The sequence below is a fragment of the Acetobacter sp. P5B1 genome (assembly GCF_018811985.1).
In the GTDB taxonomy this organism is placed as follows: Bacteria; Pseudomonadota; Alphaproteobacteria; order Acetobacterales; family Acetobacteraceae; genus Acetobacter; species Acetobacter cerevisiae.
Window position 1 is genome coordinate 18,097 of record NZ_JACRVS010000018.1, and the last position, 23,077, is coordinate 41,173.

Genomic DNA, 23,077 nt, shown 5'->3' on the forward strand with positions numbered 1-23,077 from the left:
CTCGATAATCCTGCCGGGGGGTTATTGCGGCGGCAGAGCAAACGCCGCAAGTTCTGCGCGCAGCTGCTCAATGCCCAGCCCGGTCTCGCTGCTGGTCACGGAAAGGAAGGGGCACGCCGCAGGGTGGCGTTTGGTCAGAGCCAGAACCTCTTCTTCCTTGCGGGCCAGAGCCGTCGGCTTGACGGCATCACACTTGGTCAGCACCACCTGAAAGCTGACGGCTGCACGGTCCAGCAGCTTCATCACTTCCAGATCATGCGGTTTGACTTCAATGCGCGCATCCAGCAGCAGCATCACCCGCCGCAGGCCGGGGCGGCCACGCAGGTAGTCAAACATCATTTCCTGCCAGTCTTCCTTGACCGACTTCGCCGCCTTGGCAAAGCCGTAGCCCGGCATATCCACCAGCATCAGCCGATGGGCGAGGTCAAAAAAGTTCAGCTGTTTGGTGCGGCCCGGCTGGGAGGACGCACGGGCCAGCGTCTTGCGGCCTGTCAGCGCATTAACCAGCGTGGACTTACCCACGTTGGAACGACCGGCAAACGCAATTTCCGGCAGCGTTTGCGGTGGCAGCTGCCCGAGCTTCTGCGCCCCGAAAATGAAGTCGCACGAACCGGCAAAAAGCCGCCGCCCATCTTCCAGGGCGGCGGCAATCTGCTCGTCATTCGTCAGTTCACGAAAGTCTGTTCCGGCTTCAGGCATCAGCGCTTGCTCACTACGGTCGTCTTGGCATCAGCATTTTTGTCAGCCGCCTTGAAGCGCCCGAGGATGATGAACTGCTGCAGCGCGGTCAGAAGGTTGCTCCACGCATAGTAGATCACCAGACCAACCGGCTGATGCGCCATGAAGAAGGTGAACACCAGCGGGATGAAGGCCATCACCTTCTGCTGTGCCGGGTCCATGTTGGTGGAGCTGGAGCTGATCTTCTGCATCAGGAACATGGTGGCCCCATACAGGATCGGCCATGCGCCAAGCGAGAGGATGGACAGCACCTGTGCCGGGTCAAACGGAATCAGCCCGAACAGGTTGAACACATTCGTCGGGTCGGGTGCGGACAGATCCTTAATCCAGCCAAAGAACGGCGCGTGGCGCATTTCAATGGTGACGTAAAGATCCTTATACAGACACCAGAACACCGGAGCCTGAATGAACAGCGGCAGGAAGCCACCGAACAGGTTCACACCCTCTTCCCGATACAGGCCCATGATATGCTGCTGCATGGCCATGGGGTCGTCTTTGTAGCGGGCGCGGATCTGGTCCACTTTCGGCTTCAGGCGGGCCGTCTTCCACGTCATGCGCATCTGTTTGATGGTCAGCGGCAGGAAGAGCAGCTTCACGATCACGGTAAAGGTCAGCAGAGCCAGACCGAAGTTGCCGATCATCGTGTAGAGCCAGTCCAGCACGAAGAACACCGGGCGCGTCAGGAACGCCAGCCACCCAAAATCCACCGCTTTCCAGAACATAGGCACATGCAGATCGTGCTCATAGCGGTCCAGCAGACGCACTTCCTTCGCACCGGCAAACACATGCGCTTCGGAAGAGGCCGTCTGGCCCGCAGCAACCTGCACCGGAGCGGTAGACGTAAAGCCAACCTGATAGGTGTGCTGAGCAGGCAGATAGGTATAAGCGCCAACAACCTGTGTGCTCTGGTCCGGCAGAACGGCCATCAGCCAGTATTTGTCGGTAATCCCAGCCCAGCCGCCTGTGCCCTGATGGCTCCAGGAGACATTGTCCGGCGGCACGCCATCGTTGCGCAGTGCCTTGTAAGAGCCTTCGTTCAGACGACCATCAATGACGGAAATCGGGCCTTCATGCACCAGCATGCCGCCGGTGGTTTCCGGCGTGTAACCACGATTGACGCGATAGTACGGATACAGCGCCACCGCCTGACCCGTGGCGTTATGCACGCGCTGGGTGACGGTGAACATGAAGTCCTGATCCACCGCCAGAGCGATTTCAAACGTCAGGCCCTGCCCGTTATCCCATGAGAGGGTGACGGGATGGGTCGAATCCAGCTTCGTGTTGTCCGCTTTCCACAGCGTGCGGGAATCGGGCAGACGCACCGAGACATCGGACGGCGCACGCCAGCCGAAATCAATAAAGTCCGGCTTGGAGCCCGTGCCATCTGCCAGAACGCGCACGTCCGGGCTGTCCGGCTTGACGGTTTCCCGATATTTTTTGAGGACCAGATCATCCAGCCGCGCACCGCGCAGATTGATGGAGCCCTGCACGGCGGGCGCATCAATCGCCAGATGCGCATCCGGCCCGTTGGCGTCACTCCCCACATCCCCTGCGGATTGTGTGGATGCTGTGGAAGAAGGCTGCGCAGCACCAGACGGCGGCGCAGAAACACTTTGCGTGGTCTGCTGCGTGACAGGAGCCTTGGGCGCCTGCGGGAAGAAATAATCAAACCCGATGAGAACCGCAGCTGACAGCAGTGTTGCCAGTATCAGACGTCTTGTATCCATTGCTGGCCTGCTGGCCCCCCTGCACGAAACGGAACAGATAATTTAACCGCGAAACACGGAGTCTTCACGGCACTCTGGTTTCCAGCGCAGGATGAGCAGGAATGCAAGCCGGGAAAGCATCTTCCTGCCCTGTAGGACAGGCGGACGTCTTACTTCTGACCGGGCTTTGCGCTCCGGCCAGCCTGAGAAAGACACAGCTGCAAGGCTTTGCGAAAATCTGCCACCAGATCCGCAAAAGAGCGGTTCAGGGTTGCAGCGCGGCCAATCAGAACCAGATCAAGGCCGTTAAGAGGTGTTTCAGTTTCCACAATGCGGACAACCTCGCGCAGCCTGCGGCGGGCGCGGTTGCGGACCACGGAGTTTCCAACTTTTTTTGTCACGGTAAAGCCAATGCGCGGTGCATTGGAGTCGGCGCGCTGAAAAAGCTGGAGCACCAGCCCCCGCACGGGCGCTTTACGCCCACGCGCGGCCAGAAAGAGAAACTCTTTCCGCTTTTTAAGGCGTTGGGAACGAACAGGCTCAGCCACCGCTCCCTCCAGACGCTCACGCTGCTGCATGATGCCCGTAAGCCATAAAAAGCTTAAGCGGAGAGACGCTTACGGCCTTTGGAACGACGGTTGGCGATGATCTTGCGGCCACCAACAGTTGCCATACGTGAGCGGAAACCATGGCGACGCTTGCGGACCAGCCGGGACGGTTGATAAGTGCGCTTCATTGCAGCACTCCCTTCATTGATACAGATATGCAGGCAGCCCAAAGCCACCTGTCTTGAAGGCCCGGCTTATAGTGTTCAGAAAGGAGAACGTCAATCATATCGGCAGAGTCCCGGCACACTCTATGCCGACAAAAGAAGGGCTGGTCCTCCATGAGCACCTCTCAATCCCCCCTCAGCACCGTCCTGCTTCTGTTCTGCCTGCCTCTTTTAGGGGCTTTGGTGGCGGGCCTGCTGGGCCTGTCCTTCCCTGCCGGCCTGCTGCCCGTCGCCCTGACCGCAGGACTTGGGGCCTGGCTGGGAACGCGCTTCCGGCACCCTGCGCCGACTGATTCGGGGCGTATTTCCGCCCGGCAGCCCGCAGAATCGCTCTCTAATGCCCGGTCGGCACCGGTTGCGGCCCCCTCAGCACCTTCCGCGGCTCCTGCTGCGTCCGCGACACCAGCAGTAGCGGAAGCTCCGGTCGGTTCAGCCCCGGTCACGGCCTCGCAACCGCCGTCGGGTCCGGCAGTGCGCCCTCAGACCTCACTCCCCACACCCGACCCTAAACTGCGCCACGATATCCGGAATATTCTCTCACCGGCGATGCTGGCGGCTGAACAGCTCGGCACCAGCACGGACCCGCTGGTGCTCAAAGCCGTCAAAACCATTGACGAGTCTCTGGACCGCGCCCTGCTCCGGCTGAAGCAGAAGCCGCAGTCCTGAGAGGCCTTAATCCGGGCGCTGGATCAGTTCGATCTTGTAGCCGTCCGGATCTTCGACAAACGCGATAATGGAGGTGCCGAATTTGACCGGACCAGCCTCCCGCGTAACCTTACCGCCCCCGGCGCGCACCTTCTCCACCGCAGCCGCCACATCGGGCACGCCAACGGCAAAATGACCAAAGCCGGTGCCGACCTCATAGCCATCATCCTGCCCCCAGTTATAGGTCAGTTCGATTTCGGCCTGTCCGGCAGCATTATCCGCATAGCCAATAAAGACGAGGGTATATTTACCGTCCGGCACTTCACGCCGACGCAATTCATGCATGCCCAGAAGCTTGTAAAAAGCGATACTGTCATCCAGATTTTTCACCCGGACCATGGTGTGCAAGTAACTTGCCATTGCGCAGTCTCTCCTCTGTTTCGCTTTGTTTTTAGCGCGTGAGAGGCTCCGGGGTTACCGCAATCAGGAATAATCCTGCCTGATTGGCCTCGGCCACGCAGGCATCCCGATCTGTCAGCAGGGTATGCCCGGCCTCAAACGCAATACCGCGCAGGCCCGCCAGATGCGCGTTTCGCACGGTGGCGGGACCAATAGTGGGCATGTCCGCCCGCTTATCCTGCCCTGGCTTGAGGAGCTTGACCAGCACCCCGCCCTCGCCCGGCTGCCGACACTCGCCAGCACGGGCCAGCATGCGGTCTGTGCCCTCCATAGCCTCTACAGCCAGTACAAGACCGTTCTGCACCACGCAGCCCTGCCCGATATCCATCCGGCCCAGCGCATGCACAACCTCAATGCCACGGTGAATATCAGCCATCGCCTGTTCATCGGGCACGACTGCGCCCAGAACACCGGGCGGCACAACGGCATGAGACAGAAATTCGTGCGCACCCCGCACACAAAAGCCTTCCTCGCCCAGAATACGGACCAGAGCCGCCAGAAGCCCGTCATCGCCCGCAAACAGCGCCCGGCCAAGTCGGGCCAGAATGCGTGCCCCTTCAGCATCGGGATACAGGCTACGGAGCGAGGGGCGACGAATAGGACCAATCAGCACAAGGTCCGTGCATCCATGCGCCCGCAGAAGGGACAGCATCTGTCCGGCAGCGCCAAGACGTACAAGCTGGTGCGGCCAGGGGTTGATCACCTCTGGCTCTGCAAATCCATCAAATCCAAGAATAAAAACCGGTCGCCCTTCTGCCGCAGCAGCTTCGGCCACGCGTGCCGGAAGCGGACCGCCCCCGGCCAGAATACCAACTGCGCCGGGCTGCGCGTTCACGCGCCCTCGGTTTCCGCCGTGCTGAAATCTCCCCGTGCTACGCGGACAAGGCCGCGCCGGCTAGGAGCATCAATAAACTCAAGAATCTCGCGTACGCGGGGTTCATCCCCAAACTCGCGCCGCATGACTTCAAGACGCGCCGCAAACGGACCATCCTCGGATGCCCCTTTGGGATACAGCGTGAAGAACGCCTTGCGCATCCGGTGGATTTCAGCCGACTGCACACCATTCCGGCGCAGCCAGATCCAGTGCAGGCCGACAAGCCGCGCACGGTTCCCCAGCACGCTGCCGTACGGAATGACATCGGCTTCCACCCCAGCCACGCCGCCAACCAGCGCCGCGTGACCAATCCGCACGAACTGATGAATAGCGGCCGAACCCATGACCCGCGCATCATCCTCAATCGTCACATGGCCGCCCATGACCACGTTGTTGACGATAATCACCCGGTCACCCAGCGTGCAGTCATGCGCAACATGGGCATTGGCCATAATCAGCACATCGTCACCAATGTGCGTCAGCCCGCTCCCTACGGCGGTGCCACGATGAATGGTGACGTGCTCACGCACTACCGTACGGGCACCGACCTCACAGCGGGTCGGCTCACCTTTATATTTGAGATCCTGCGGCGCCATGCCGACGGTGCTGAACGGGAAATAGCGAGATCCCGCGCCAAGGCGCGTATGACCATCCACCACAACGTGGGAAATCAGCTCCACGTTGTCTTCAATCACCACATTCGGGCCAACGGAACACCACGGACCGATAACCACGCCACGCCCAAGCTGAGCCTCTGGTGCAACAATGGCGGTTGGGTGAACACGCGCCCCCCCGTTTTCTCCTACTGCATGCACCAGTTCTACTCCTCTTTCACCTGTCTGCTTCCCGTACGCCACAATAAGCTTGCGAGAACACCTGCCCCAAAAAACGGGCGTTTTCCGGGCAGGTCAGGATATTTAGCAACAATTATCTCAAAAATAACGGGGGGCTCAACCCATGATCATGGCGCTGAACGTTGCTTCCGCAACGGAGACACCATCCACTTTGGCCACACCACGGAACTTCCACACATTGGCGCGGTGGCGTTCCTTCACAACATGGATGCGCAGCTGGTCACCCGGCTCCACAGGCTTGCGGAACTTGGCATTCTCGATTGTCATGAAATAGACAACCTTGCCCTCAAAAGCCTTACCCAGCGTCAGCACGACCAGCGTGGCCGCTGTCTGCGCCATGGCTTCAACAATCAGCACACCGGGCATGACAGGGCGCACAGGGAAATGCCCCGGAAAGAACGGCTCGTTAACCGAGACATTCTTGATACCGGTTGCTTCTTCCCCGAGCCTGATATCCACCATCCGGTCGATGAGCAGGAAAGGATATCTGTGCGGAATCGCTTGCATAATGCGCGTGACGTCAATCGCATCGATTGTCTGAACGTCCTGCTGCGATTCTTGTTTCGTCTCCACGTCCCCTAGACCACCTTTTTCAGCCGGACAGCGCCCGGTATCTGTTCAACCCTTGCCCGAACCGCCTTCTGCCGGTCCAGACGCTTTTTTGGACAGCTTGCGCAACACCGCCACATTCCGGAAAAACTCCCGGAACGGCATGGCAGGACTGCCAATCACATCAGCGCCGCCCTCAACATCAGACATCACGCCGCATTGCGCTCCAATACGCGCCTTGGCCCCAATGCGGATATGCCCAATAAGGCCTGCCTGCGCTGCGACGGTCACATAGTCTTCCAGCACAGTGGAGCCCGAAATACCGGCCTGAGACACCACGATACAACACCGTCCAAGCCGGGCGTTGTGGCCGATCTGAACCAGATTGTCGAGCCGGGAGCCTGCACCAATCACGGTATCATTCACAGAACCGCGATCAATTGTGGTGTTTGCGCCAATCTCAACATCATGCTCAAGCACCACCTGCCCGAGCTGCGGTACCGTCTCAAACCCGTTCGGCCCTACAGCAAAACCGAAGCCATCCTGCCCGATGCGCGCACCCGGCAGAATAATCACCCGTTCACCCAGTGTGGCGTGAGAAAGGGTGACATGGCAGCCAATGCGACAATCTGCCGCCAGCACCACGCCCTCACCCACTACAGCATGAGAATTGATGATGCAGCGCGGGCCAATTTCCGCCCGTGCACCCACCACCACAAACGGGCCGATTTCAGCAGAGGTATCCACCACCGCGCTGGCATCAACCACCGCCAGAGGGTGAATACCCGGCTGTGCCGGTGCCTTGGGGTGAAACAACCGCGCAACACGCGACCATGCCAGATACGGCGTGGAGGAAACCAGTGCAGCTGAGTGCGCCGGAACCTTATCCGCAAAAGCCGGAGCCACAATCACCAGACCGGCTTTTGTGCCTTCCAGAAGATGGGCGTAGCGGCGGTTATCCAGAAAGCTGACATGCTGAGCGCCAGCAACCTGCAAGGGGGCAATGCCGGCATAGCCCTCAGCGGGAAGAGAGCCTTCCCGCGGCGGGACCAGCGTGGCTCCGGCTGCCTCAGCCAGAGCCTGCCCGTCAAACGGACCAGACCGCGTAAAAAACCGGGGGTCAGCAGGCCCGGAAGACGCTGTGGTGCTGGTCATCCTTACTTATGCGCTGCCGGAGCGGCGGCCGGAGCCGCAGGAGCTGCTGCCGGGGCCGGGCCCGTAGCAGGCGCTTCCTGATCCGCATCTGCCGTGGTCGGCATCTTACCGGATTTTGCCAGCACTTCCGGGTCCACATTGGCATCCGGAATAAACACGGACGGCAGCACGCCGTTCAACTGCTTGGCGACTTCGTTGGTAATATCCTGCCCGTCCACATGCAGAGCGACCTGCTCGCTATGCAGCACGAGGTTCATCCCGTGGGAGGCGGCAACTTTCTGGATCACCTGAACCAGCTCACGCTCGATCTGGCCCAGAGAAACCTGAGCGGCTTCCTGAATGATGCGGTTGCGATTACGGAAATCGCGCTGCGCCTTCATCACGCGGTTCTGCAGGCTGCGTTCACGGTTCTGAATCTGGTCAGACGTCATGGACTTGGCCTGAGCCTGCAGGTTCTGCTGCTCATCCCGCCAGCCAGCCTGCTCTTTCTGCAGGTCCTGTGCCAGCGCATCACGACGGCCACCCAGCGTGCGTTCCACCTGCATGGCTGCACTGGACTGACGCATGACACCGGAAACACTGATCACACCAATAACGGTTGCCGGCGGAGCAACGCTCTTGGGCAGATCCTGCATGGAGGGAATGGGCGGCAGCGGCAGAACCGGCGGGGTCTGCTGCTGGTCTGCTTCGCTGCTGTCAGCCGGGGCGGCAGGCAGCGGAACCGGGGACGGTGCCCGGCGCTGGGTGTGAGCAGCCGGAGGCGCAGGCTGCTGGGCAGCCTTAGGCACAAACCAGCCACCGCCCCCAGCGTTCTGAGCCATGGCAGACGGTGCCAGCGCAACGGAAATTGACAGGAGAGCCGCAGAAAGAGCGGCTGTTCTGTTAAACTTGGGCATCATTACCTCAGAATTGCTGGCCGAAGCCAAAGCGAAGGAGCTGTGTCCGGTCATTGTGACTGCGCATGACAGGCACACCCAGATCGATATTCAGCAAGCCAAACGGGCTCTTCCAGGAGAAGCCCGCACCCGCACTTACACGCGGCCGGAGTGTGTTACCGCTGACATCAGGCTTGTCGGTATAAGGATTGATAATATTCCGCCGCACACGCAAACCGGCAACACTCCCGGAGTCAACAAAGGCACGTCCTTTTACACCCATGTCAGACAGGAACGGGATCGGGAAGTTCAACTGGGCAGACGCAGTATACATGAAGCGGCCACCAAGCAGATCTTCCGAGGAGTGGCCGTAGTAACCGATACTACGCGGCCCGGCGCCACCGTCCAGGAAGCCTCGCAGGTTGTTACCGCCCAGATAGAAGTTATCAATGATACTGCTCTTACCATTGCCCCAGTCTGTCATGTACCCCATGCCAGCCCGGAGGGCGACCGTCCACTCATGGCTATTGGTCAGGTCATCCAGCGGAATATAGTACGCGCCATTCACCTTACCACGCAGATACCGGGTATCCCCCCCCAGACCGGCAAAATCACCACCGACGGAAACCATGTAACCGCTATGCGGCGCCATGTGGTTGTCTCGCGTATCATAAACCAGGTTGGTGCTCAGCTGAGACAGCGTCGTCGCGCCTTTGTTGTCGAGAACATACCACGAGGACTCATCCCACGTGTTCCCGACGTTACGGCGCATCAGCGTATAACTCCAGGACTGAGACAGATAGCGGTTATAGGCATACCCCATACGCAGGGTCAGACCATACCGGCTTTCAGAATAGTTCTGATAGGTCTGGTATTTGTTCTCAATCCCGTACAGATCGATCCCCGCCACCATGTTCCGGCTCAGGAAGGCCGGATCAGTCACTGAGAAGTCAGCCTGTTTCTGCCACATGGACATGGTGCCAGACAGACCGGCATCCACACCCGTGCCCAGCAGGTTATGCTGTTTGAGGCCAATGTTACCCAGCACACCAACGTCGGTCGAGTAACCACCACCCAGCGAGAATTCACCCGTCGGCTTTTCCGTCACGTTGACGGAAACGTTCGTGCGGTCCTGCGTGGACCCCTGATTTTCATCCAGCGAGACGCTTTTGAAGAATCCGAGATCTTCCAGACTCTGCTTGGCGTATTTCTTGTAGCTCGGGGTGTACGGGTCCCCTTCTGCAAACGGCAGCTGGCGACGGATAACGTTATCCTGCGTGACGGTGTTCCCGTTCACGTCAATCCGCTCAATATACCGGCGCGGGCCTTCGCTCACATCAAACAGCAGATTGACGGTGTGCTTTTCCGGGTTACGCGCAATTTCCGGACGTACCATAGCGAACGGATGGCCCTGAGCCTGAAGGATTTCCTCCATGTCCGTGGCATTATCCTGCACGGCCTTGCCGTCGTACCACTGGCGGGCAAACAGCTCCACATACTTACGCAGGGACTTCGCCGGGACGTGCCGCAGGCTGGAACGGATATCCACCTTGCCCAGACGGTAGCGAATGCCTTCGTTCATCGTGAAGGTCACGTAGAAGGATTTGCGGTCCGGAGAGAGTTCGCCCGTGGCGTTCTTGATCTCGAAATCCACATAGCCGTTGGCCAGATAGAAACGGCGCAGCAGTTCGGCGTCATACTTCAGGCGGTCGGGGTTGTACTCATCGGACGATGAGAAGAACCGATACCAGGCAGTTTCCTTGGAGGAAACCACGCTCGCCAGACGGGCTTCGGAATACGCTTTATTGCCGACAAAGCTGATCTTGCGGATCAGCGTCTGCGGGCCTTCATTAATCTGGAAGACAACGTCCACGCGGTTATGCGCCAGACGAACAATCTGTGGCGTCACAACGGCAGCGTAACGGGCTTTCTGGGCATAGACGTCCAGAATCTTCTGCCGGTCATCCGCTGTGGTTTCTGCCGAGAACACCGCACGCGGACGCAGAGCGATGACCTTGCGCAGGTCTTCGTCCTTCGCGGCATGATTGCCTTCAAACACAATGCGGTTGACGATCGGGTTTTCGACCAGACGTACGTGAAGGATTCCCCCCTCGCGCCGCATGGTCACATCCTTGAAGAGCCCTGTGGCGTAGAGCGTCTTCAAAGAGCGGTCCAGATCGTCCTGACTGAACGAATCTCCCGGACGCACCACCATGTAGGACAGCACGGTATTAGTCTCGATACGGGTATTCCCGGAGACCGTAATATCTTCAATCACCCCACCGGAATGACCGGCCAGAGTGGATGTGGATGCCGAGAGTCTGGCCTGCCGGGCAGGAGATACGGAGGCTGGTGACTGTGCACCATGATCCGTCGCCGCCGCCCGCGCGCCCTTTCCTTCCACCAGGAAGAAAGGCAGCACGCAGACAGAAACAAAGAGGGCTGAACGCTTACCCGTCAAGATTTGCCATCCTCCATCGGGGGCGTTCCCATCTCAGGAGACCTTCCCCTGTTGTTCTGTCGCCCGCAGGGGGACGTATCCGATATAACCCTTGTCACGCAAGTTCTTCCGTTCCAACCCTGCTGTAATTCAGCTTACGAGCGATGCAATCCACTTAAACAGTCCGAAACCCGACAGGTCATTAAATGTCGAAAACAAGAACAGACCTGCAAGAAGCGCGAAGCCGGCCTGAAAGCTGATTTCCTGAATCCGCTTTGAAACCGGACGCCCCCGTACAGCCTCTATGGCATAAAAAACGAGGCGTCCGCCATCAAGAAGCGGCACCGGGAACAAATTTATTAGCCCCAGATTGACAGAAAGCAAAGCCATGAACGAAAGCAGGCTGGCAAAACCATACTGAGCCACCTGCCCCGACAGCTGCGCGATCTTGAGCGGGCCGCCCAGATCCTTGGCTGTATGGCGGCCAGTCAGAATTTGCCACACGCCGTCGAGCGTCTGCACGGACGTTGTCCATGTGGCCTTCACCCCCGCCACCACAGCACCGGGCACGGAAAGCGGCTTGCCGGCTTCCGTCGCAAACATCACACCAAGCTGGCCATGCGGTGTGGAGGAGGACGACTCCGGGGCCGTCCCGATGGTGACAGGCAGATCCATATCCTGACCGCCGCGCCCGACGGTCAGCGTGGTCTTGGCACCGGCCTCACCCAGAATGGTGGCCTGAGCATCCTGCACTCCCGTCACCTCATGGGTGCCGATTCTGCGGATCACATCGCCAGCCTGCACCCCGGCAGCAGCCGCAGCGCCGCCCGGCTGCACGGCCGCAATTTCGTTCCGTACGATGGGCTGACCAACCGAGGCGAAAATGATGGTGAACAGCAGGATGGCCAGAAGGAAATTGAACACTGGCCCTGCGACAATCACGATCGCCCGGGACCAGACGGATTTATCATGAAAGGTGCGGCCCGGAAGCCACGCGGCCTTCTGCTCCGGTGTGGCATCTTCCGGGTCTTCAAACCCATGCGGGCGGACGTAACCGCCCAGCGGGATGGGGCAGATGCGCCATTCCGTGCCGCTGCGGTCATGCCAGCGGAACAGAGCGGGGCCAAAGCCCAGAGAGAACACTTCCACATGCACCCCCCGCCAGCGCGCCGCCAGATAGTGCCCCAGCTCGTGAATGCTCACGAGCACGCCAAGCACAAAGGCGAAGGAGATGAGTGTACGGAGGTATTCGTGTATCATGATAATCCGAATATCGGCTCAGAGAGCTGTTTTCTCAAGCGGCCAGGGCGAGAGTATGGCTACGGGCCGCCTTGCGGGCTTCGGCATCCCAGTGCAGCACGGCTTCCAGCGTGTCTGCCGGGGGCGCACCCAGAGCAGTCATGGTCTGCTCGACCACGCGGGCAATGTCCAGAAAGCCAATCTGTTCCTTCAGGAAGGCTTCAACCGCAATTTCATTGGCAGCGGACAGAATGGCCGGCGCAGCCCCCCCGCTCCGCAGAGCCTCGCGCGCCAGACGCAGGGCCGGGAACCGCACCATGTCCGGCGCACTGAATTCCAGCGTTGCAAACGCGGCCAGATCCAGATGGCTGGAGGTCGTGCTCATGCGCTTCGGCCAGGCCAGCGTGTGGGCGATGGGGATGCGCATGTCGGCTGAACCCATCTGCGCAATCAGGCTGCCATCCGTGTACTGCACCAGCCCGTGCACCACGGACTGCGGGTGCACCAGCACATCAATGCGGTCTTCCGGCAGATCGAAAATGCGGGCCGCCTCAATAATTTCCAGCCCCTTGTTGAACATGGTCGCGGAATCAATGCTGATTTTGGCACCCATGCTCCAGGTCGGGTGCTTCAACGCCTGCGCGGGCGTTGCGGCTTCCATTTCTTCCATGCTGGATTTACGGAACGGGCCACCGGAGGCCGTCAGGATGATTTTGGCAACCTGATCCGCCTGCTTGTCGGCCATGGCCTGCGCCACCGCATTATGTTCGGAATCCACAGGCAGCAGCGTAGCCCCGGCGTCTGCCACGGCGCGCAGCATGACATCGCCCGCACATACCAGTGCTTCCTTGTTCGCGAGCGCGATGGACTTGCCGTTTTTGACCGCCGCCAGCGTCGGCTCCAGTCCGGCTGCACCTGTAATGGCCGCCATGGTCCAGTCCGCCGGCAAGCCAGCCGCTGCAATCACAGCCTCACGCCCGCAGGCAACTTCGGTGCCGCTGCCAGCCAGCAGGGTGCGCAGCTCTTCAAACGCTTTTTCATCCGCCACAACGGCCAGTTCGGCTTTCAGGCTTTTGGCCTGCTCTGCCAGCTTTGCCGCATTGCTGCCGCCCACCAGCGCCCGTACCCGGAACTGGTCACGCGCCTGCTCCAGCAGATCCACGGTTGAACAGCCAATGCTGCCTGTGCTTCCCAGAACGGTAACGGTTCTCATTGCGCTTTCTTTCAAACCAGATGAAGGCGGTCTGCCCCCACAGGGCCGTGCCGCATGTTGAGACTCACCCCGGCAGTTTTCCTGCCAGAAACGCGAAAACAGCGTGTGCGCCCGCCGTCCAGAACGGTGCCGGAGACGCCACACACAAAGACACCAGAGCCGCCGCAGGTGCCGCAACAACCAGACCATCAAACCGGTCCAGCAGCCCGCCATGCCCCGGCAGCAGAGTGCCGGAATCCTTCACGCCCAGCGCGCGCTTCATAGCGCTTTCCGCCAGATCACCCGCCTGCGCCACAACACCCAGAACAGCGCCCCAGAACGCGGCGGTTGCCACGCCACCCTGCCCGGAGAGGGCTGCAATCAGGCAGCCGCACAGCACAGCACCCACAAGGCCACCCAATGAACCAGACCATGTTTTTCCGGGAGAAATGCGCGGGGCCAGCTTGGGGCCGCCAAACAACCGGCCCGTCAGATAAGCCGTGCTGTCACTCGCCACCACAACCGCGACGACAAACAGCACCGGCCACACACTCTCCAGCCGCAGCCAGACAAGGGCCGTGCCCGCCAGCACAATCACGCACATGACGGCACATAACTGCGCGCCGAAGACAAAAGAACTCAGGCAGAAAATCGGAAAAGCTTCCCATCGGCCCGTAACTGCCGCCAGACCGGCCCCGATGGCCCACAGCACATAAATGCTGCCGCGCCATGATTTGGGGGACAAGCCAAACAGAATAGCCGCTTCCGCCGCCATACCGCCCATTACACCCAGAATGAGGATGTCATACAGCAGGCCGCCCATGCCAATGCACAGCCCCGCCACCAGAACCAGCACACAGGCAGACATCAGGCGGGTGCGCAGGTCTCTCCAGGCAGAAGCGTCAGGCTGCGTCATGATGCAGAAGGCCTTGTGCCAAACCGGCGTTCCCGGCGGGCATAGGCCTCCAGCACGGTTGCAAAATGCCCTTCATTGAAGTCAGGCCAGAAAATATCCAGAAAAACGAGTTCCGCGTAGGCGCTCTGCCACAGCAGGAAGTTGGACAGCCGGAACTCTCCACTGGTCCGCACCACCACATCCGGGTCTGGCACGCCAGCGGTCCACAGCTTGTCCGCAAACAGGGTTTCGTTAATCTCTTCGGGCTTCAGATCGCCCTGCTGCACGGACTGCGCCAGACGACGCGCCGCCTGCACAATATCGCCGCGGCCGCCGTAAGAGAGTGCCAGCAGCAAGGTCAGGCGACCGTTATTGCGCGTGAGCGTTTCCGCCCGCGCCAGCTCTTCCCGCAGGCTGACGTCAAACCGCGCCAGATCGCCAATAAAGCGAATGCGCACGCCTTCGCGGTGCAGTTCCGCCACCTTATGCCGCAGATAATAGCGCAGCAGACTGGTCAGATCCGCAACCTCGGCAGGCTCGCGGGACCAGTTTTCGGAAGAAAACGCATACAGCGTGAGATACTTTACGCCACGATGCATGGCCGCACGCAGGCAGCGGGAGACAGCTTCCGCCCCCGCTTTATGTCCGGCCAGACGCGGCAGACCTCTCTCCAGCGCCCAGCGCCCGTTGCCATCCATAATGACGGCAACATGCGCGGGGACGACAGATTTCCTGTCTACAGTCCCGGATGATTTTGTTGGCACGGCTTCACCACCACGGGCCAGAGAGAGGAATCCCGACGCCACTGGCGTCAGACCTGCTTAATCTCGCGGTCTTTTTCAGCCAGCATGTCATCAATTTTTTTCACATACTGGTCCGTGAGCTTCTGAATGGCGTCAGACCACGTTTTGACGTCATCCTGACTGATCTCACTCTTCTTCTCAAACCCCTTGGCCTTGTCCATGCCATCACGACGCACGCCACGGGCGGCAATCTTGGCCCCTTCGGCATAGCGGGCGGCAGCCTTAGCCAGTTCATGGCGGCGCTCTTCCGTCAGCTGCGGAATCGGCACGCGGATCAGCTGGCCGTCGGACGCCGGGTTCAGGCCCAGCCCGGAATCACGAATGGCGCGCTCAACAGCACCCACCAGCACGCGGTCCCACACCTGTACGGTAATCATCCGTGCTTCCGGCACGGCAATGGAGGCAACCTGCGTCAGCGGCACTTCACCGCCATAGGCTTCCACGCGCACCGGCTCCAGCAGGGCCGGGCTGGCGCGGCCAGAACGCAGGCCGGCAAAGTCACGACGCAGGCTTTCCAGAGCGCCATCCATGCGGCGCGTCAGGTCTTCCAGAAGGGCATTCAGATCAGACACGGTCTCTCTCCCGTTTCCCGACGGACCCGCACAGGTCCGTCTCATCACTCTCAACAACAGGGTCCGGCGGCAGAACGCCGCGGACACAATAGTCCGTTGGTTTTACGCGGTTTCGATAATCCGCGTGTAAGGGCCTTCTTCACGCATCACGCGCGGGAAAGACCCCGGCTCACCAATGTTGAACACAACAATCGGCAGACGATTTTCACGCGCCAGACTGATGGCTGCGGCATCCATCACGTTCAGCTGTTTGGACAGCACATCCATATAGGTCAGCTGCTCATACCGCACGGCGGACGGGTCACGCTTGGGGTCAGCCGAATACACGCCGTCCACCTGCGTGCCTTTCAGCAGCACATCACATTCCATTTCCGCAGCACGCAGAGCGGCGGCGGTATCGGTGGTGAAGAAGGGGTTGCCGGTGCCAGCCGCAAAAATTACCACCCGGCCTTTTTCCATATGCCGCACGGCGCGGCGGCGGATATAGGGCTCAGCAATGGCGGACATCGCAATGGCGGACATCACCCGTGTGGGGAGCTCCTGCCCTTCCAGCGCGTTCTGCAGCAGCAGAGCGTTAATTACGGTCGCCAGCATCCCGGCGTAATCGCCCTGGGCACGGTCCATGCCTTTGGCTGCTGCGGCCAGACCGCGGAAGATGTTGCCACCGCCCACAACCAGGCAGACTTCCCACCCGCTGCGCACAACCTCGGCAACATCAGCGGCAATACGCTCAACCGTCTGCTGATCGACGCCATAAGCGCCTGACCCCATCAGGGCCTCGCCGGAAACTTTGAGCAATACGCGTTTACGGGGTGGCATCTCGCCAGTGGAAGCAGTCATTGGCCCTCAATCACGCAGATCGTCTGAAAAAGGCCCTGCCCCCCATGCAGGGGCAGGACAAGTCGCCCCTCTCTTATCCTTCATGACGCAAGGCCACAAGCGGTGAGGGTCGCCTTATGGCACATCATCCAGACCAATGGCCCGCAGACGGGCGCGCTCTTCATCCCAGCCGGAGCGCTCTTTTACATTCAGAAACAGGTGGCACGGGCGCTCCAGCAGACCGGAAAGCTGTTTACGCGCACGCTCGCCAATCTGGCGGATTTTCTGCCCGCGTTCGCCAATCAGAATCGCCTTGTGCCCTGTCCGCCCCACATAAATGGTGGCGTCAATCCGCACGGAGCCGTCCGGCCGTTCCTTGTAGCTTTCCGTCTCCACTGTCGTGCCATACGGCACTTCCTCATGCGTTTGCAGGAAGATCTGCTCACGCACCAGTTCGGCAGCCAGAAGACGGTCCGGCAGATCGGTCAGATCATCTTCCGGGTAGAGATACGGGCCTTCCGGCAGGCTGGCGGCCAGACGGTCCAGCAGATCTTCCACCCCGCTGCCGGAGCGGGCGCTGACCATAAAGACATGCTCCACCGTCAGCTTTTTGGTAATTTCCTGCGTGAGCGGCAGCAGTCGTTCGGGTGAGACCAGATCGGTCTTGTTCAGCACCAGCCAGACCTTGCGGCCTGTGGTGGCCAGACGTTCGATAATGCTGCTCACCGCATCTGTCAGGCCGGAGCGCGCATCCACCAGCAGCAGCGTGATGTCCGCATCTTCCGCCCCGCTCCATGCGGCTGCCACCATAGCGCGATCCAGCATGCGGCGCGGCTGGAAAATTCCGGGGGTATCCACCAGCAGAATCTGCGTGGTGCCGCGCATCAGAATCCCCAGCACACGGGCGCGGGTCGTCTGCGCCTTCGGGCTGACAATGGAGAGCTTAGCCCCCGCCATTTTGTTCAGCAGCGTGGATTTACCGGCGTTCGGCGCCCCCACCAGAGCGGCAAACCCGCAGCGTGTCGTCTCACCCATGTTGCGGGCCTCCAAGTTGTTCAAGCAGATCCGCTGCTGCGGCACTCTCGGCGGCCCGCTTGCTTCCGGCCCGCCCTTCTCCACTCCGGCCACCAGCGGTAACCTGCACCACAAACAAGGGCGCGTGAGAGGGGCCATCGGCCCCGATTGTCTTATAGACCGGCAGGCTCTGCCCCCGGCCCAGAACCCATTCCTGCAAGGCCGTCTTTGGGTCCTTCGGCGGGCGGGCCTGCGCATCCAGCAGCGGCTTCCATGCCGTGCGGACAATGTTCCGCGCCGGGCCCAGCCCGCCATCCAGGAACACCGCGCCCAGCACGGCTTCCAGCGCATCGGCCACCACATTGGCGGTGCTCTGCACCCCAACGCGGGCTTCATGCGTTGCGACAGCCAGACTGGCGGGCAGATCAATCCGCTCGGCAATTTCAGCCAGCGTTGTGCGGGAGACCAGATGCGCCAGACGGGAACCCAGCGCGCCTTCCTGCTCCGCCGGATAGCGTTCCAGCAGCCATTCCGCCATCAGCAGACCCAGCACGCGGTCCCCGATAAATTCCAGACGCTCATTGGAGCCCATGCCCCGCGCTTTTTGCGGACGCCGCCGGCCGCCTGCGTTCTGATGCGCAGCAGAGCGATGCGTCAGCGCTTCATGCAACAGAGCCGGGTTACTAAACTGATAATCCAGCCGATCCTGCAAGGCTATGGCGGCGGAGGCTTCTCCGGCGAAGAGTGCGGGGCGCTTCACGTGATGCTCCGGAAAATACGAGCCCAGCGGATTTCCACCGGCCAGTACCAGATCTGCCAGAACGGATGCGCGGACTCTACGGAGAAGAACACCCGTGACGCATGGCCAACCAGATTTTCCATCGGCACAAAACCAAGGTCTTTCGGGCCATCGCCCATAAAGCGGCTGTCCGCACTGTCATCCCGGTTATCGCCCATGGCGAAGAAGTAGCCCGGCGGCACAACGTAATCCGGCGTATTGTTCTGTGCGCCATCATCCATCAGCTTGAGCACCTGATGCGCCACGACGCCCTTGCCCCCACTGGCGGGCAACTGCTCATCACAGGCCTCACCTTCCATCGGCACGTGGGATTCATCCAGTGCGGTATAGGGATGCGGGGCGAGGCACGGCACCATCTGGTCGTTCAGATACAGATGGCCTTCCGTCACACGGATATGGTCACCCGGCAGGCCGATAATCCGTTTGACGTAATCAACCGACGTATCTTTGGTAAAACGAAATACAGCCACATCACCCCGATGCGGTTCCGCCCCCCAGATGCGCCCCTGAAACAGGTTGGGCGAGAACGGGAAGGAAAAGCGGGAATAGCCGTAGCTGTATTTGGACACCATGATGTAGTCCCCCACCTGCAGGGTCGGGATCATGGAGCCGGACGGAATCACGAAGCTTTCAAACAGGAAGGTGCGGAACAGCGTAACCACCAGCACCACGCCGATGATGGTTCTCGCATAGTCCAGCACGAGCTGCCCGATGGTTGCCGCCCCCCCTGCGCCTGATGCCGTGGGAGTCTGGTTCGGGTTGGTCATGTCCTGCACCGCCTGTCTGCGTCGTTAGGAAAGAAAAGAAAAATCGGCGGGATCAAGCCGCGCACCCCAAGGGATGTCAAGCGGGACGCCCCGAGATAATCACCTCAGCAAAGGCATACGGATGCTCGTCCGTCATGCTCAGCACCAGATGCGGCACCTGCCCCGCTGGCATGATCTGCTGCAACCGCAGCAACGCCGCCCCGGTCAGCACCAGTGTCGGCTGGCCAGAGGGCAGGTTGGCTACCCCGATCTGGCTCTGCGCCACACCCTGCGCAAACCCGGTCCCCAACGCCTTGGCGCAGGCCTCTTTGGCCGCCCAGCGTTTGGCATAAGCCCCAATCCGGGCCTGCCCGCTCCGGCGGTCCGCCCGCGCACGCTCCGTCGGGGTGAAGACCCTGTTGAGGAAGCGGTCCCCAAACTGTTCGATCACGCGCTCAATCCGGCGCATGTCACACAGATCCACTCCGGCGGCAATCACACTCACGCGCGCGCCCTGTCAGCCTGAGAAATACCCTGCGCAGCCCGAAGGGCGGCAATTACGGAAGACAGATGCCGCAGGTCCCGCACCTCCACATCCACAAGGATTTCCATGAAGTCGAGCTGCCGATGCACAATCTTCAGGTTCACCACCGACGCATCCGCTTTGGACACCGTATTGGTAATGGCGGCCAGCACGGCAGATTCGTTCTCGGCCACAATGGTAATGCGCCCCACCCGCAGCTCTCCGCTGCCGGAGCGGGCCATGGCGTCATAATCCCAGTCCACATCCAGAAAACGTTCCGGCGTGGCGGCAAAGCTTTCCAGCGTCGGGCAGGTGCGTGTGTGAATGGTCACACCCTTGCCGGTCGCAACCACACCCACAATCCGGTCCCCCGGCAGCGCGTGGCAACAGGCGGCAAAATGGACGGCGACACCCGGACCAAGCCCCACCAGCGGAATAGCCCCGCCAGACCGGCCACTGCTGGCCCCACTTGTAGCCCGTGGGCGTGGCCCGGCGGTGCCCAGAACACCCGGCAGGCCAGCCACCATGCGCGGCACACGCGGTGCACGGCGCAGTTCCGGATACGCCGCATGGACAACATCCCGCGCACCGAGATTGTTGTTGCCCACCGACACATACAGATCCTGAAGCGAGTTCTGCTTCAGCGTCTTCAATGTGGTTTCAATAACCTTTTCGGAGCCATCGACCCCTTCCTGACGGAAGGCCTTGGCCAGCGCGGCACGCCCGCTATCCAGATAGGTCTGGCGCTGCTGCGCGGCCACATAACGGCGAATACGCGCCCGTGCCTTGCCGGTGACCACAAACCGCTCCCACGAGGGAGAGGGCGCACCCCCGCGAGCGGTCATGATCTCGACCTGATCCCCATTTTGCAGCTCATGCCGCAGCGGCATCAGGCGGCCATTGATCTTGGCCCCCACGCAGGAATCGCCAATCTGGCTATGCACGGCATAGGCAAAATCAACCGACGTCGCCCCACGCGGCAGCGAGATCAGCTGGCCTTTGGGGGAGAAGCAGAAAACCTGATCCTGATAGAGTTCGAGCTTGGTGTTTTCCAGAAACTCATCCGGCGCGGAGGAGGCTTCCAGAATTTCCAGCAGATCCTGCACCCAGCGCGGCCGACGGAAGCCGGCAATCCCGCCTCCGGCTTCAGGCTCACCTTCCTTATAGGCCCAGTGTGCCGCCACGCCATTTTCGGCAATGTCATGCATGGCCTCGGTGCGGATCTGCACTTCAATCTTCTGGTTACGCGGGGAACGCAGCGTCACCCCGGTATGCAGGCTCTGATATCCGTTGGCCTTGGGAGTGGAGATATAGTCCTTGAAGCGGCCGGCAATAACCGGATAGGCGGCATGAACAGCCCCCAGCGCCATGTAGCAATCCTCGCGCGTATCTACGACCACACGGAACGCCATGATGTCGGACAACTGCTCGAACGCCACATTACGCCGCTGCATCTTCTCCCAGATGGAATAAGGCGATTTTTCCCGACCGGAGACGTGAACGTTCTTCAGTCCGGCTTCTTCACACAGGCGCAGCAGTTCCCGCCGCACCTCTTCAATCACATCGGCCCCCTGCCCGCGCAGATAGTTCAGGCGGGCGCGGATGGTGGCGTCTGCTTCTGGCTCAAGCTGGGCAAAGGAGAGGTTCTGCAGCTCGGTCTTGACCCGATCCATACCGATACGTTCGGCAAGGGGGGCGTAGATATCGAGCGTTTCCCGCGCAATACGCTGGCGGCGGTCCACCCGCTCCACAAAATGCAGCGTGCGCATGTTGTGCAGGCGGTCCGCCAGTTTGACCAGCAGAACGCGGATGTCCTTCGACATCGCCAGCACGAGTTTGCGGAAATTTTCGGCTTGTTTGGTGCGGTCCGACTGGAGTTCCAGCCGGGTCAGCTTGGTGACACCATCCACCAGATCCGCCACCGTGGGGCCAAACTGTGCCCGCAGGTCTTCCTGCGTGATGCCGGTATCTTCAATGGTGTCGTGCAGCAGAGCCGTGAGAATGGAGGGCACGTCCAGCCGGAAGCCAGCCAGAATCATCGCAACCGCCAGCGGGTGCGTTATGTACGGGTCACCATTATCACGAAGCTGGCTCTCATGAGCCTTTTTCGCCACGGCAAAAGCGCGGCGAATACTCTCCAGATCAGCATTGGGCGCGTAACCACGCACAACGTTGATCAGCCGGTCACACGTAATGTCTCCACGCACGGAAGGCTCAGGAGAAACCGGCACGGGGGTGGAGTCCCCCGTTGCAACAGGCAGAAGCGCAGAACCGGCTGAGGAGTCTGCCTCAGACACCAAAGTCCCGGTCCTGTTGTCGCCCCCCGCCTGCGTCACACGCTCTTACCGCCGTGCGCGCCCGCTGAGAGCGGCTTCAATCGCACCGGCATCATCAGAGGCCTCTTCTTCCGGAGAGACTTCCTGCAGACCAAAGATGTTCTGTTCGGTCGGGACCAGATCCTGCACTTCTTCATCCACAGGCTCGGGCTCGGGCTCACGGGCCTGAGAGCGGATCAGATCATTGCGCAGATCGGACAGTTTGACAGTTTCGTCCGCGATTTCGCGCAGGGCGACAACCGGATTCTTGTCATTATCCCGGTCAATGGTAAGCTCTTCCCCGCGGGAAATGTTGCGGGCGCGCTGCGCCGCATACAGCACCAGCTCAAAGCGGTTCGGGACTTTCTCAACGCAGTCTTCGACAGTGACGCGTGCCATTACGAAGAGCCTCCAGGTAATTCAGGTAAAAAATTCAGAAAGAGCATTGTAACGCATCCCCCCACCCCTAGGAAGTCCTTATTCCTGAATCCGGCGGATTTCCTGATCTGCGACATCCGGCAGCAGGTCACCCAGCGTTTTCCCGCTAGAAGGGTGGACCCACTCTGGCGCCACATCCTGGATGGGCAGAAGCACAAAGGCCCGCTCATGCGCACGCGGATGTGGCAGAGTAAGATGCGAATCATTCTGACAAAGGGAGCCGTATGTGATAAGATCAAGATCTAACGTGCGGGCTGCATTTGGTATGGAACGCTCGCGACCGAAGCGTGTTTCTATAGTCTGAAGCGCGTCTAGCAGGGCCTCGGGCCCAATCCTGGCGACCCCCCGAACCACACCATTGATATAAGGAGGCTGACCGGAAGGTGGGACAGGAGCACTTTCATACCAGGCTGACACAGCCTCTATACACAACCCCGGTACGTCTTGCAGCGCAGCGACAACCCGCTGGCATGTCTCACGCGCCGCCTGACCCGCGTAAGGCAGATTTGCCCCTATCGCGATCAGGACGGTTTCTGGCTCATCCGGGGTTTTTGTCAGGCCTGATATAAATGCCATAGCTGATGTATCTTTTTTTTCTGAACACGGGTATAATCCGCCACCCTTACCGTTAAACCCCTGAATGCGATAGATTTTT

At 60.4% G+C, this 23,077-nt stretch carries 25 protein-coding genes; 1 reads left to right on the forward strand and 24 read right to left on the reverse strand.

The features are described 5' to 3' along the window. Nucleotides 1-21: 21 nt before the first annotated feature. The 4 genes from yihA to rpmH form a co-directional block, all read right to left on the reverse strand. On the reverse strand, nt 22-699 hold the full coding sequence (gene yihA, locus KP703_RS11005) for a ribosome biogenesis GTP-binding protein YihA/YsxC (protein WP_373687478.1): 678 nt from the start codon (nt 697-699) through the stop codon (nt 22-24). Then, nucleotides 699-2,465: a membrane protein insertase YidC gene (gene yidC, locus KP703_RS11010; protein WP_215754955.1), complete on the reverse strand. Its 1,767-nt coding sequence runs from the start codon at nt 2,463-2,465 to the stop codon at nt 699-701. The genes yihA and yidC overlap by 1 nt, the downstream gene beginning before the upstream one ends. A gap of 149 nt (nt 2,466-2,614) precedes the next feature. Continuing rightward, the gene (gene rnpA / locus KP703_RS11015) at nt 2,615-3,022 is read right to left on the reverse strand and encodes a ribonuclease P protein component (protein WP_252354022.1); all 408 of its coding nucleotides are present in this window, start codon (nt 3,020-3,022) and stop codon (nt 2,615-2,617) included. Between the two features lie 23 nt (nt 3,023-3,045). Beyond that, nucleotides 3,046-3,180, reverse strand: coding sequence for a 50S ribosomal protein L34 (gene rpmH / locus KP703_RS11020; protein WP_043553126.1), 135 nt, complete (start codon nt 3,178-3,180; stop codon nt 3,046-3,048). A gap of 150 nt (nt 3,181-3,330) precedes the next feature. Between rpmH and KP703_RS11025 the strand changes: the two genes are divergently transcribed. Further along, nucleotides 3,331-3,882, forward strand: a complete 552-nt coding sequence (locus tag KP703_RS11025) for a hypothetical protein (protein WP_061507819.1) — start codon at nt 3,331-3,333, stop codon at nt 3,880-3,882. Nucleotides 3,883-3,888: 6 nt separating this feature from the next. On the opposite strand, the gene gloA is transcribed toward KP703_RS11025, so the two are convergent. The 20 genes from gloA to folK all read right to left on the reverse strand — a co-directional run bounded on the left by gloA (nt 3,889) and on the right by folK (nt 22,998). Continuing rightward, nucleotides 3,889-4,281 (reverse strand): lactoylglutathione lyase, encoded by a 393-nt coding sequence (gene gloA, locus KP703_RS11030; RefSeq protein ID WP_061507820.1) that lies wholly within the window; start codon nt 4,279-4,281, stop codon nt 3,889-3,891. Nucleotides 4,282-4,312: 31 nt separating this feature from the next. Beyond that, nucleotides 4,313-5,155, reverse strand: a complete 843-nt coding sequence (locus KP703_RS11035; RefSeq protein ID WP_062273825.1) for an LpxI family protein — start codon at nt 5,153-5,155, stop codon at nt 4,313-4,315. Next, entirely contained in the window at nt 5,152-6,009 is an 858-nt protein-coding gene (lpxA, locus tag KP703_RS11040) for an acyl-ACP--UDP-N-acetylglucosamine O-acyltransferase (protein WP_062140515.1), read from the reverse strand. The genes KP703_RS11035 and lpxA overlap by 4 nt, the downstream gene beginning before the upstream one ends. Nucleotides 6,010-6,144: 135 nt before the next feature. Next, the gene (gene fabZ, locus KP703_RS11045) at nt 6,145-6,582 is read right to left on the reverse strand and encodes a 3-hydroxyacyl-ACP dehydratase FabZ (protein ID WP_306300676.1); all 438 of its coding nucleotides are present in this window, start codon (nt 6,580-6,582) and stop codon (nt 6,145-6,147) included. An 84-nt stretch (nt 6,583-6,666) separates the two neighbouring features. Further along, entirely contained in the window at nt 6,667-7,752 is a 1,086-nt protein-coding gene (gene lpxD, locus KP703_RS11050) for a UDP-3-O-(3-hydroxymyristoyl)glucosamine N-acyltransferase (RefSeq protein WP_215754958.1), read from the reverse strand. Between the two features lie 2 nt (nt 7,753-7,754). Beyond that, nucleotides 7,755-8,651, reverse strand: a complete 897-nt coding sequence (locus KP703_RS11055; protein WP_082779568.1) for an OmpH family outer membrane protein — start codon at nt 8,649-8,651, stop codon at nt 7,755-7,757. Nucleotides 8,652-8,655: 4 nt separating this feature from the next. Next, nucleotides 8,656-11,088 (reverse strand): outer membrane protein assembly factor BamA, encoded by a 2,433-nt coding sequence (gene bamA, locus KP703_RS11060; protein WP_061507825.1) that lies wholly within the window; start codon nt 11,086-11,088, stop codon nt 8,656-8,658. A 129-nt stretch (nt 11,089-11,217) separates the two neighbouring features. Next, on the reverse strand, nt 11,218-12,330 hold the full coding sequence (gene rseP, locus KP703_RS11065) for an RIP metalloprotease RseP (RefSeq protein ID WP_215754971.1): 1,113 nt from the start codon (nt 12,328-12,330) through the stop codon (nt 11,218-11,220). A 31-nt stretch (nt 12,331-12,361) separates the two neighbouring features. After that, complete coding sequence (gene dxr, locus KP703_RS11070; protein ID WP_215754960.1) at nt 12,362-13,519, reverse strand: 1-deoxy-D-xylulose-5-phosphate reductoisomerase; 1,158 nt, start codon at nt 13,517-13,519, stop codon at nt 12,362-12,364. A gap of 64 nt (nt 13,520-13,583) precedes the next feature. Further along, a complete protein-coding gene (locus KP703_RS11075; RefSeq protein WP_215754961.1) occupies nt 13,584-14,414 on the reverse strand; it encodes a phosphatidate cytidylyltransferase in 831 nt (276 codons plus the stop codon). Beyond that, nucleotides 14,411-15,091, reverse strand: a complete 681-nt coding sequence (uppS, locus tag KP703_RS11080) for a polyprenyl diphosphate synthase (protein WP_231866212.1) — start codon at nt 15,089-15,091, stop codon at nt 14,411-14,413. Before uppS ends, KP703_RS11075 begins: the two co-directional genes overlap by 4 nt. A 113-nt stretch (nt 15,092-15,204) precedes the next feature. Beyond that, nucleotides 15,205-15,726, reverse strand: coding sequence for a ribosome recycling factor (gene frr, locus KP703_RS11085; protein ID WP_061507844.1), 522 nt, complete (start codon nt 15,724-15,726; stop codon nt 15,205-15,207). Between the two features lie 144 nt (nt 15,727-15,870). Beyond that, on the reverse strand, nt 15,871-16,608 hold the full coding sequence (gene pyrH, locus KP703_RS11090; RefSeq protein ID WP_043551915.1) for a UMP kinase: 738 nt from the start codon (nt 16,606-16,608) through the stop codon (nt 15,871-15,873). A 114-nt stretch (nt 16,609-16,722) separates the two neighbouring features. Next, nucleotides 16,723-17,622: a GTPase Era gene (gene era, locus KP703_RS11095; protein WP_061507828.1), complete on the reverse strand. Its 900-nt coding sequence runs from the start codon at nt 17,620-17,622 to the stop codon at nt 16,723-16,725. Further along, the gene (gene rnc / locus KP703_RS11100) at nt 17,615-18,361 is read right to left on the reverse strand and encodes a ribonuclease III (RefSeq protein WP_373687479.1); all 747 of its coding nucleotides are present in this window, start codon (nt 18,359-18,361) and stop codon (nt 17,615-17,617) included. Before rnc ends, era begins: the two co-directional genes overlap by 8 nt. Further along, on the reverse strand, nt 18,358-19,167 hold the full coding sequence (gene lepB, locus KP703_RS11105; RefSeq protein WP_215754962.1) for a signal peptidase I: 810 nt from the start codon (nt 19,165-19,167) through the stop codon (nt 18,358-18,360). The genes rnc and lepB overlap by 4 nt, the downstream gene beginning before the upstream one ends. 76 nt (nt 19,168-19,243) lie before the next feature. Beyond that, a complete protein-coding gene (gene acpS / locus KP703_RS11110; protein WP_061505339.1) occupies nt 19,244-19,651 on the reverse strand; it encodes a holo-ACP synthase in 408 nt (135 codons plus the stop codon). After that, nucleotides 19,648-21,900 (reverse strand): bifunctional (p)ppGpp synthetase/guanosine-3',5'-bis(diphosphate) 3'-pyrophosphohydrolase, encoded by a 2,253-nt coding sequence (locus KP703_RS11115; protein ID WP_373687480.1) that lies wholly within the window; start codon nt 21,898-21,900, stop codon nt 19,648-19,650. The genes acpS and KP703_RS11115 overlap by 4 nt, the downstream gene beginning before the upstream one ends. A 111-nt stretch (nt 21,901-22,011) precedes the next feature. Next, the gene (gene rpoZ, locus KP703_RS11120; protein ID WP_061507831.1) at nt 22,012-22,383 is read right to left on the reverse strand and encodes a DNA-directed RNA polymerase subunit omega; all 372 of its coding nucleotides are present in this window, start codon (nt 22,381-22,383) and stop codon (nt 22,012-22,014) included. Between the two features lie 78 nt (nt 22,384-22,461). Beyond that, the gene (folK, locus tag KP703_RS11125) at nt 22,462-22,998 is read right to left on the reverse strand and encodes a 2-amino-4-hydroxy-6-hydroxymethyldihydropteridine diphosphokinase (protein WP_215754964.1); all 537 of its coding nucleotides are present in this window, start codon (nt 22,996-22,998) and stop codon (nt 22,462-22,464) included. Between the last annotated feature and the right edge of the window lie 79 nt (nt 22,999-23,077).

What these genes read in the sequence shown, in the direction of transcription:
- folK (WP_215754964.1), bottom strand. Translation starts at nt 22,998, where the DNA reads ATGGCATTTATATCAGGCCTGACAAAAACCCCGGATGAGCCAGAAACC.
- yihA (WP_373687478.1), bottom strand. Translation starts at nt 699, where the DNA reads ATGCCTGAAGCCGGAACAGACTTTCGTGAACTGACGAATGACGAGCAG.
- gloA (WP_061507820.1), bottom strand. Translation starts at nt 4,281, where the DNA reads ATGGCAAGTTACTTGCACACCATGGTCCGGGTGAAAAATCTGGATGAC.
- frr (WP_061507844.1), bottom strand. Translation starts at nt 15,726, where the DNA reads ATGGATGGCGCTCTGGAAAGCCTGCGTCGTGACTTTGCCGGCCTGCGT.
- rnpA (WP_252354022.1), bottom strand. Translation starts at nt 3,022, where the DNA reads ATGCAGCAGCGTGAGCGTCTGGAGGGAGCGGTGGCTGAGCCTGTTCGT.
- lepB (WP_215754962.1), bottom strand. Translation starts at nt 19,167, where the DNA reads ATGACCAACCCGAACCAGACTCCCACGGCATCAGGCGCAGGGGGGGCG.
- KP703_RS11075 (WP_215754961.1), bottom strand. Translation starts at nt 14,414, where the DNA reads ATGACGCAGCCTGACGCTTCTGCCTGGAGAGACCTGCGCACCCGCCTG.
- rpoZ (WP_061507831.1), bottom strand. Translation starts at nt 22,383, where the DNA reads ATGGCACGCGTCACTGTCGAAGACTGCGTTGAGAAAGTCCCGAACCGC.
- pyrH (WP_043551915.1), bottom strand. Translation starts at nt 16,608, where the DNA reads ATGACTGCTTCCACTGGCGAGATGCCACCCCGTAAACGCGTATTGCTC.
- rpmH (WP_043553126.1), bottom strand. Translation starts at nt 3,180, where the DNA reads ATGAAGCGCACTTATCAACCGTCCCGGCTGGTCCGCAAGCGTCGCCAT.
- KP703_RS11055 (WP_082779568.1), bottom strand. Translation starts at nt 8,651, where the DNA reads ATGATGCCCAAGTTTAACAGAACAGCCGCTCTTTCTGCGGCTCTCCTG.
- era (WP_061507828.1), bottom strand. Translation starts at nt 17,622, where the DNA reads ATGGGTGAGACGACACGCTGCGGGTTTGCCGCTCTGGTGGGGGCGCCG.
- lpxD (WP_215754958.1), bottom strand. Translation starts at nt 7,752, where the DNA reads ATGACCAGCACCACAGCGTCTTCCGGGCCTGCTGACCCCCGGTTTTTT.
- yidC (WP_215754955.1), bottom strand. Translation starts at nt 2,465, where the DNA reads ATGGATACAAGACGTCTGATACTGGCAACACTGCTGTCAGCTGCGGTT.
- KP703_RS11025 (WP_061507819.1), top strand. Translation starts at nt 3,331, where the DNA reads ATGAGCACCTCTCAATCCCCCCTCAGCACCGTCCTGCTTCTGTTCTGC.
- dxr (WP_215754960.1), bottom strand. Translation starts at nt 13,519, where the DNA reads ATGAGAACCGTTACCGTTCTGGGAAGCACAGGCAGCATTGGCTGTTCA.
- uppS (WP_231866212.1), bottom strand. Translation starts at nt 15,091, where the DNA reads ATGGATGGCAACGGGCGCTGGGCGCTGGAGAGAGGTCTGCCGCGTCTG.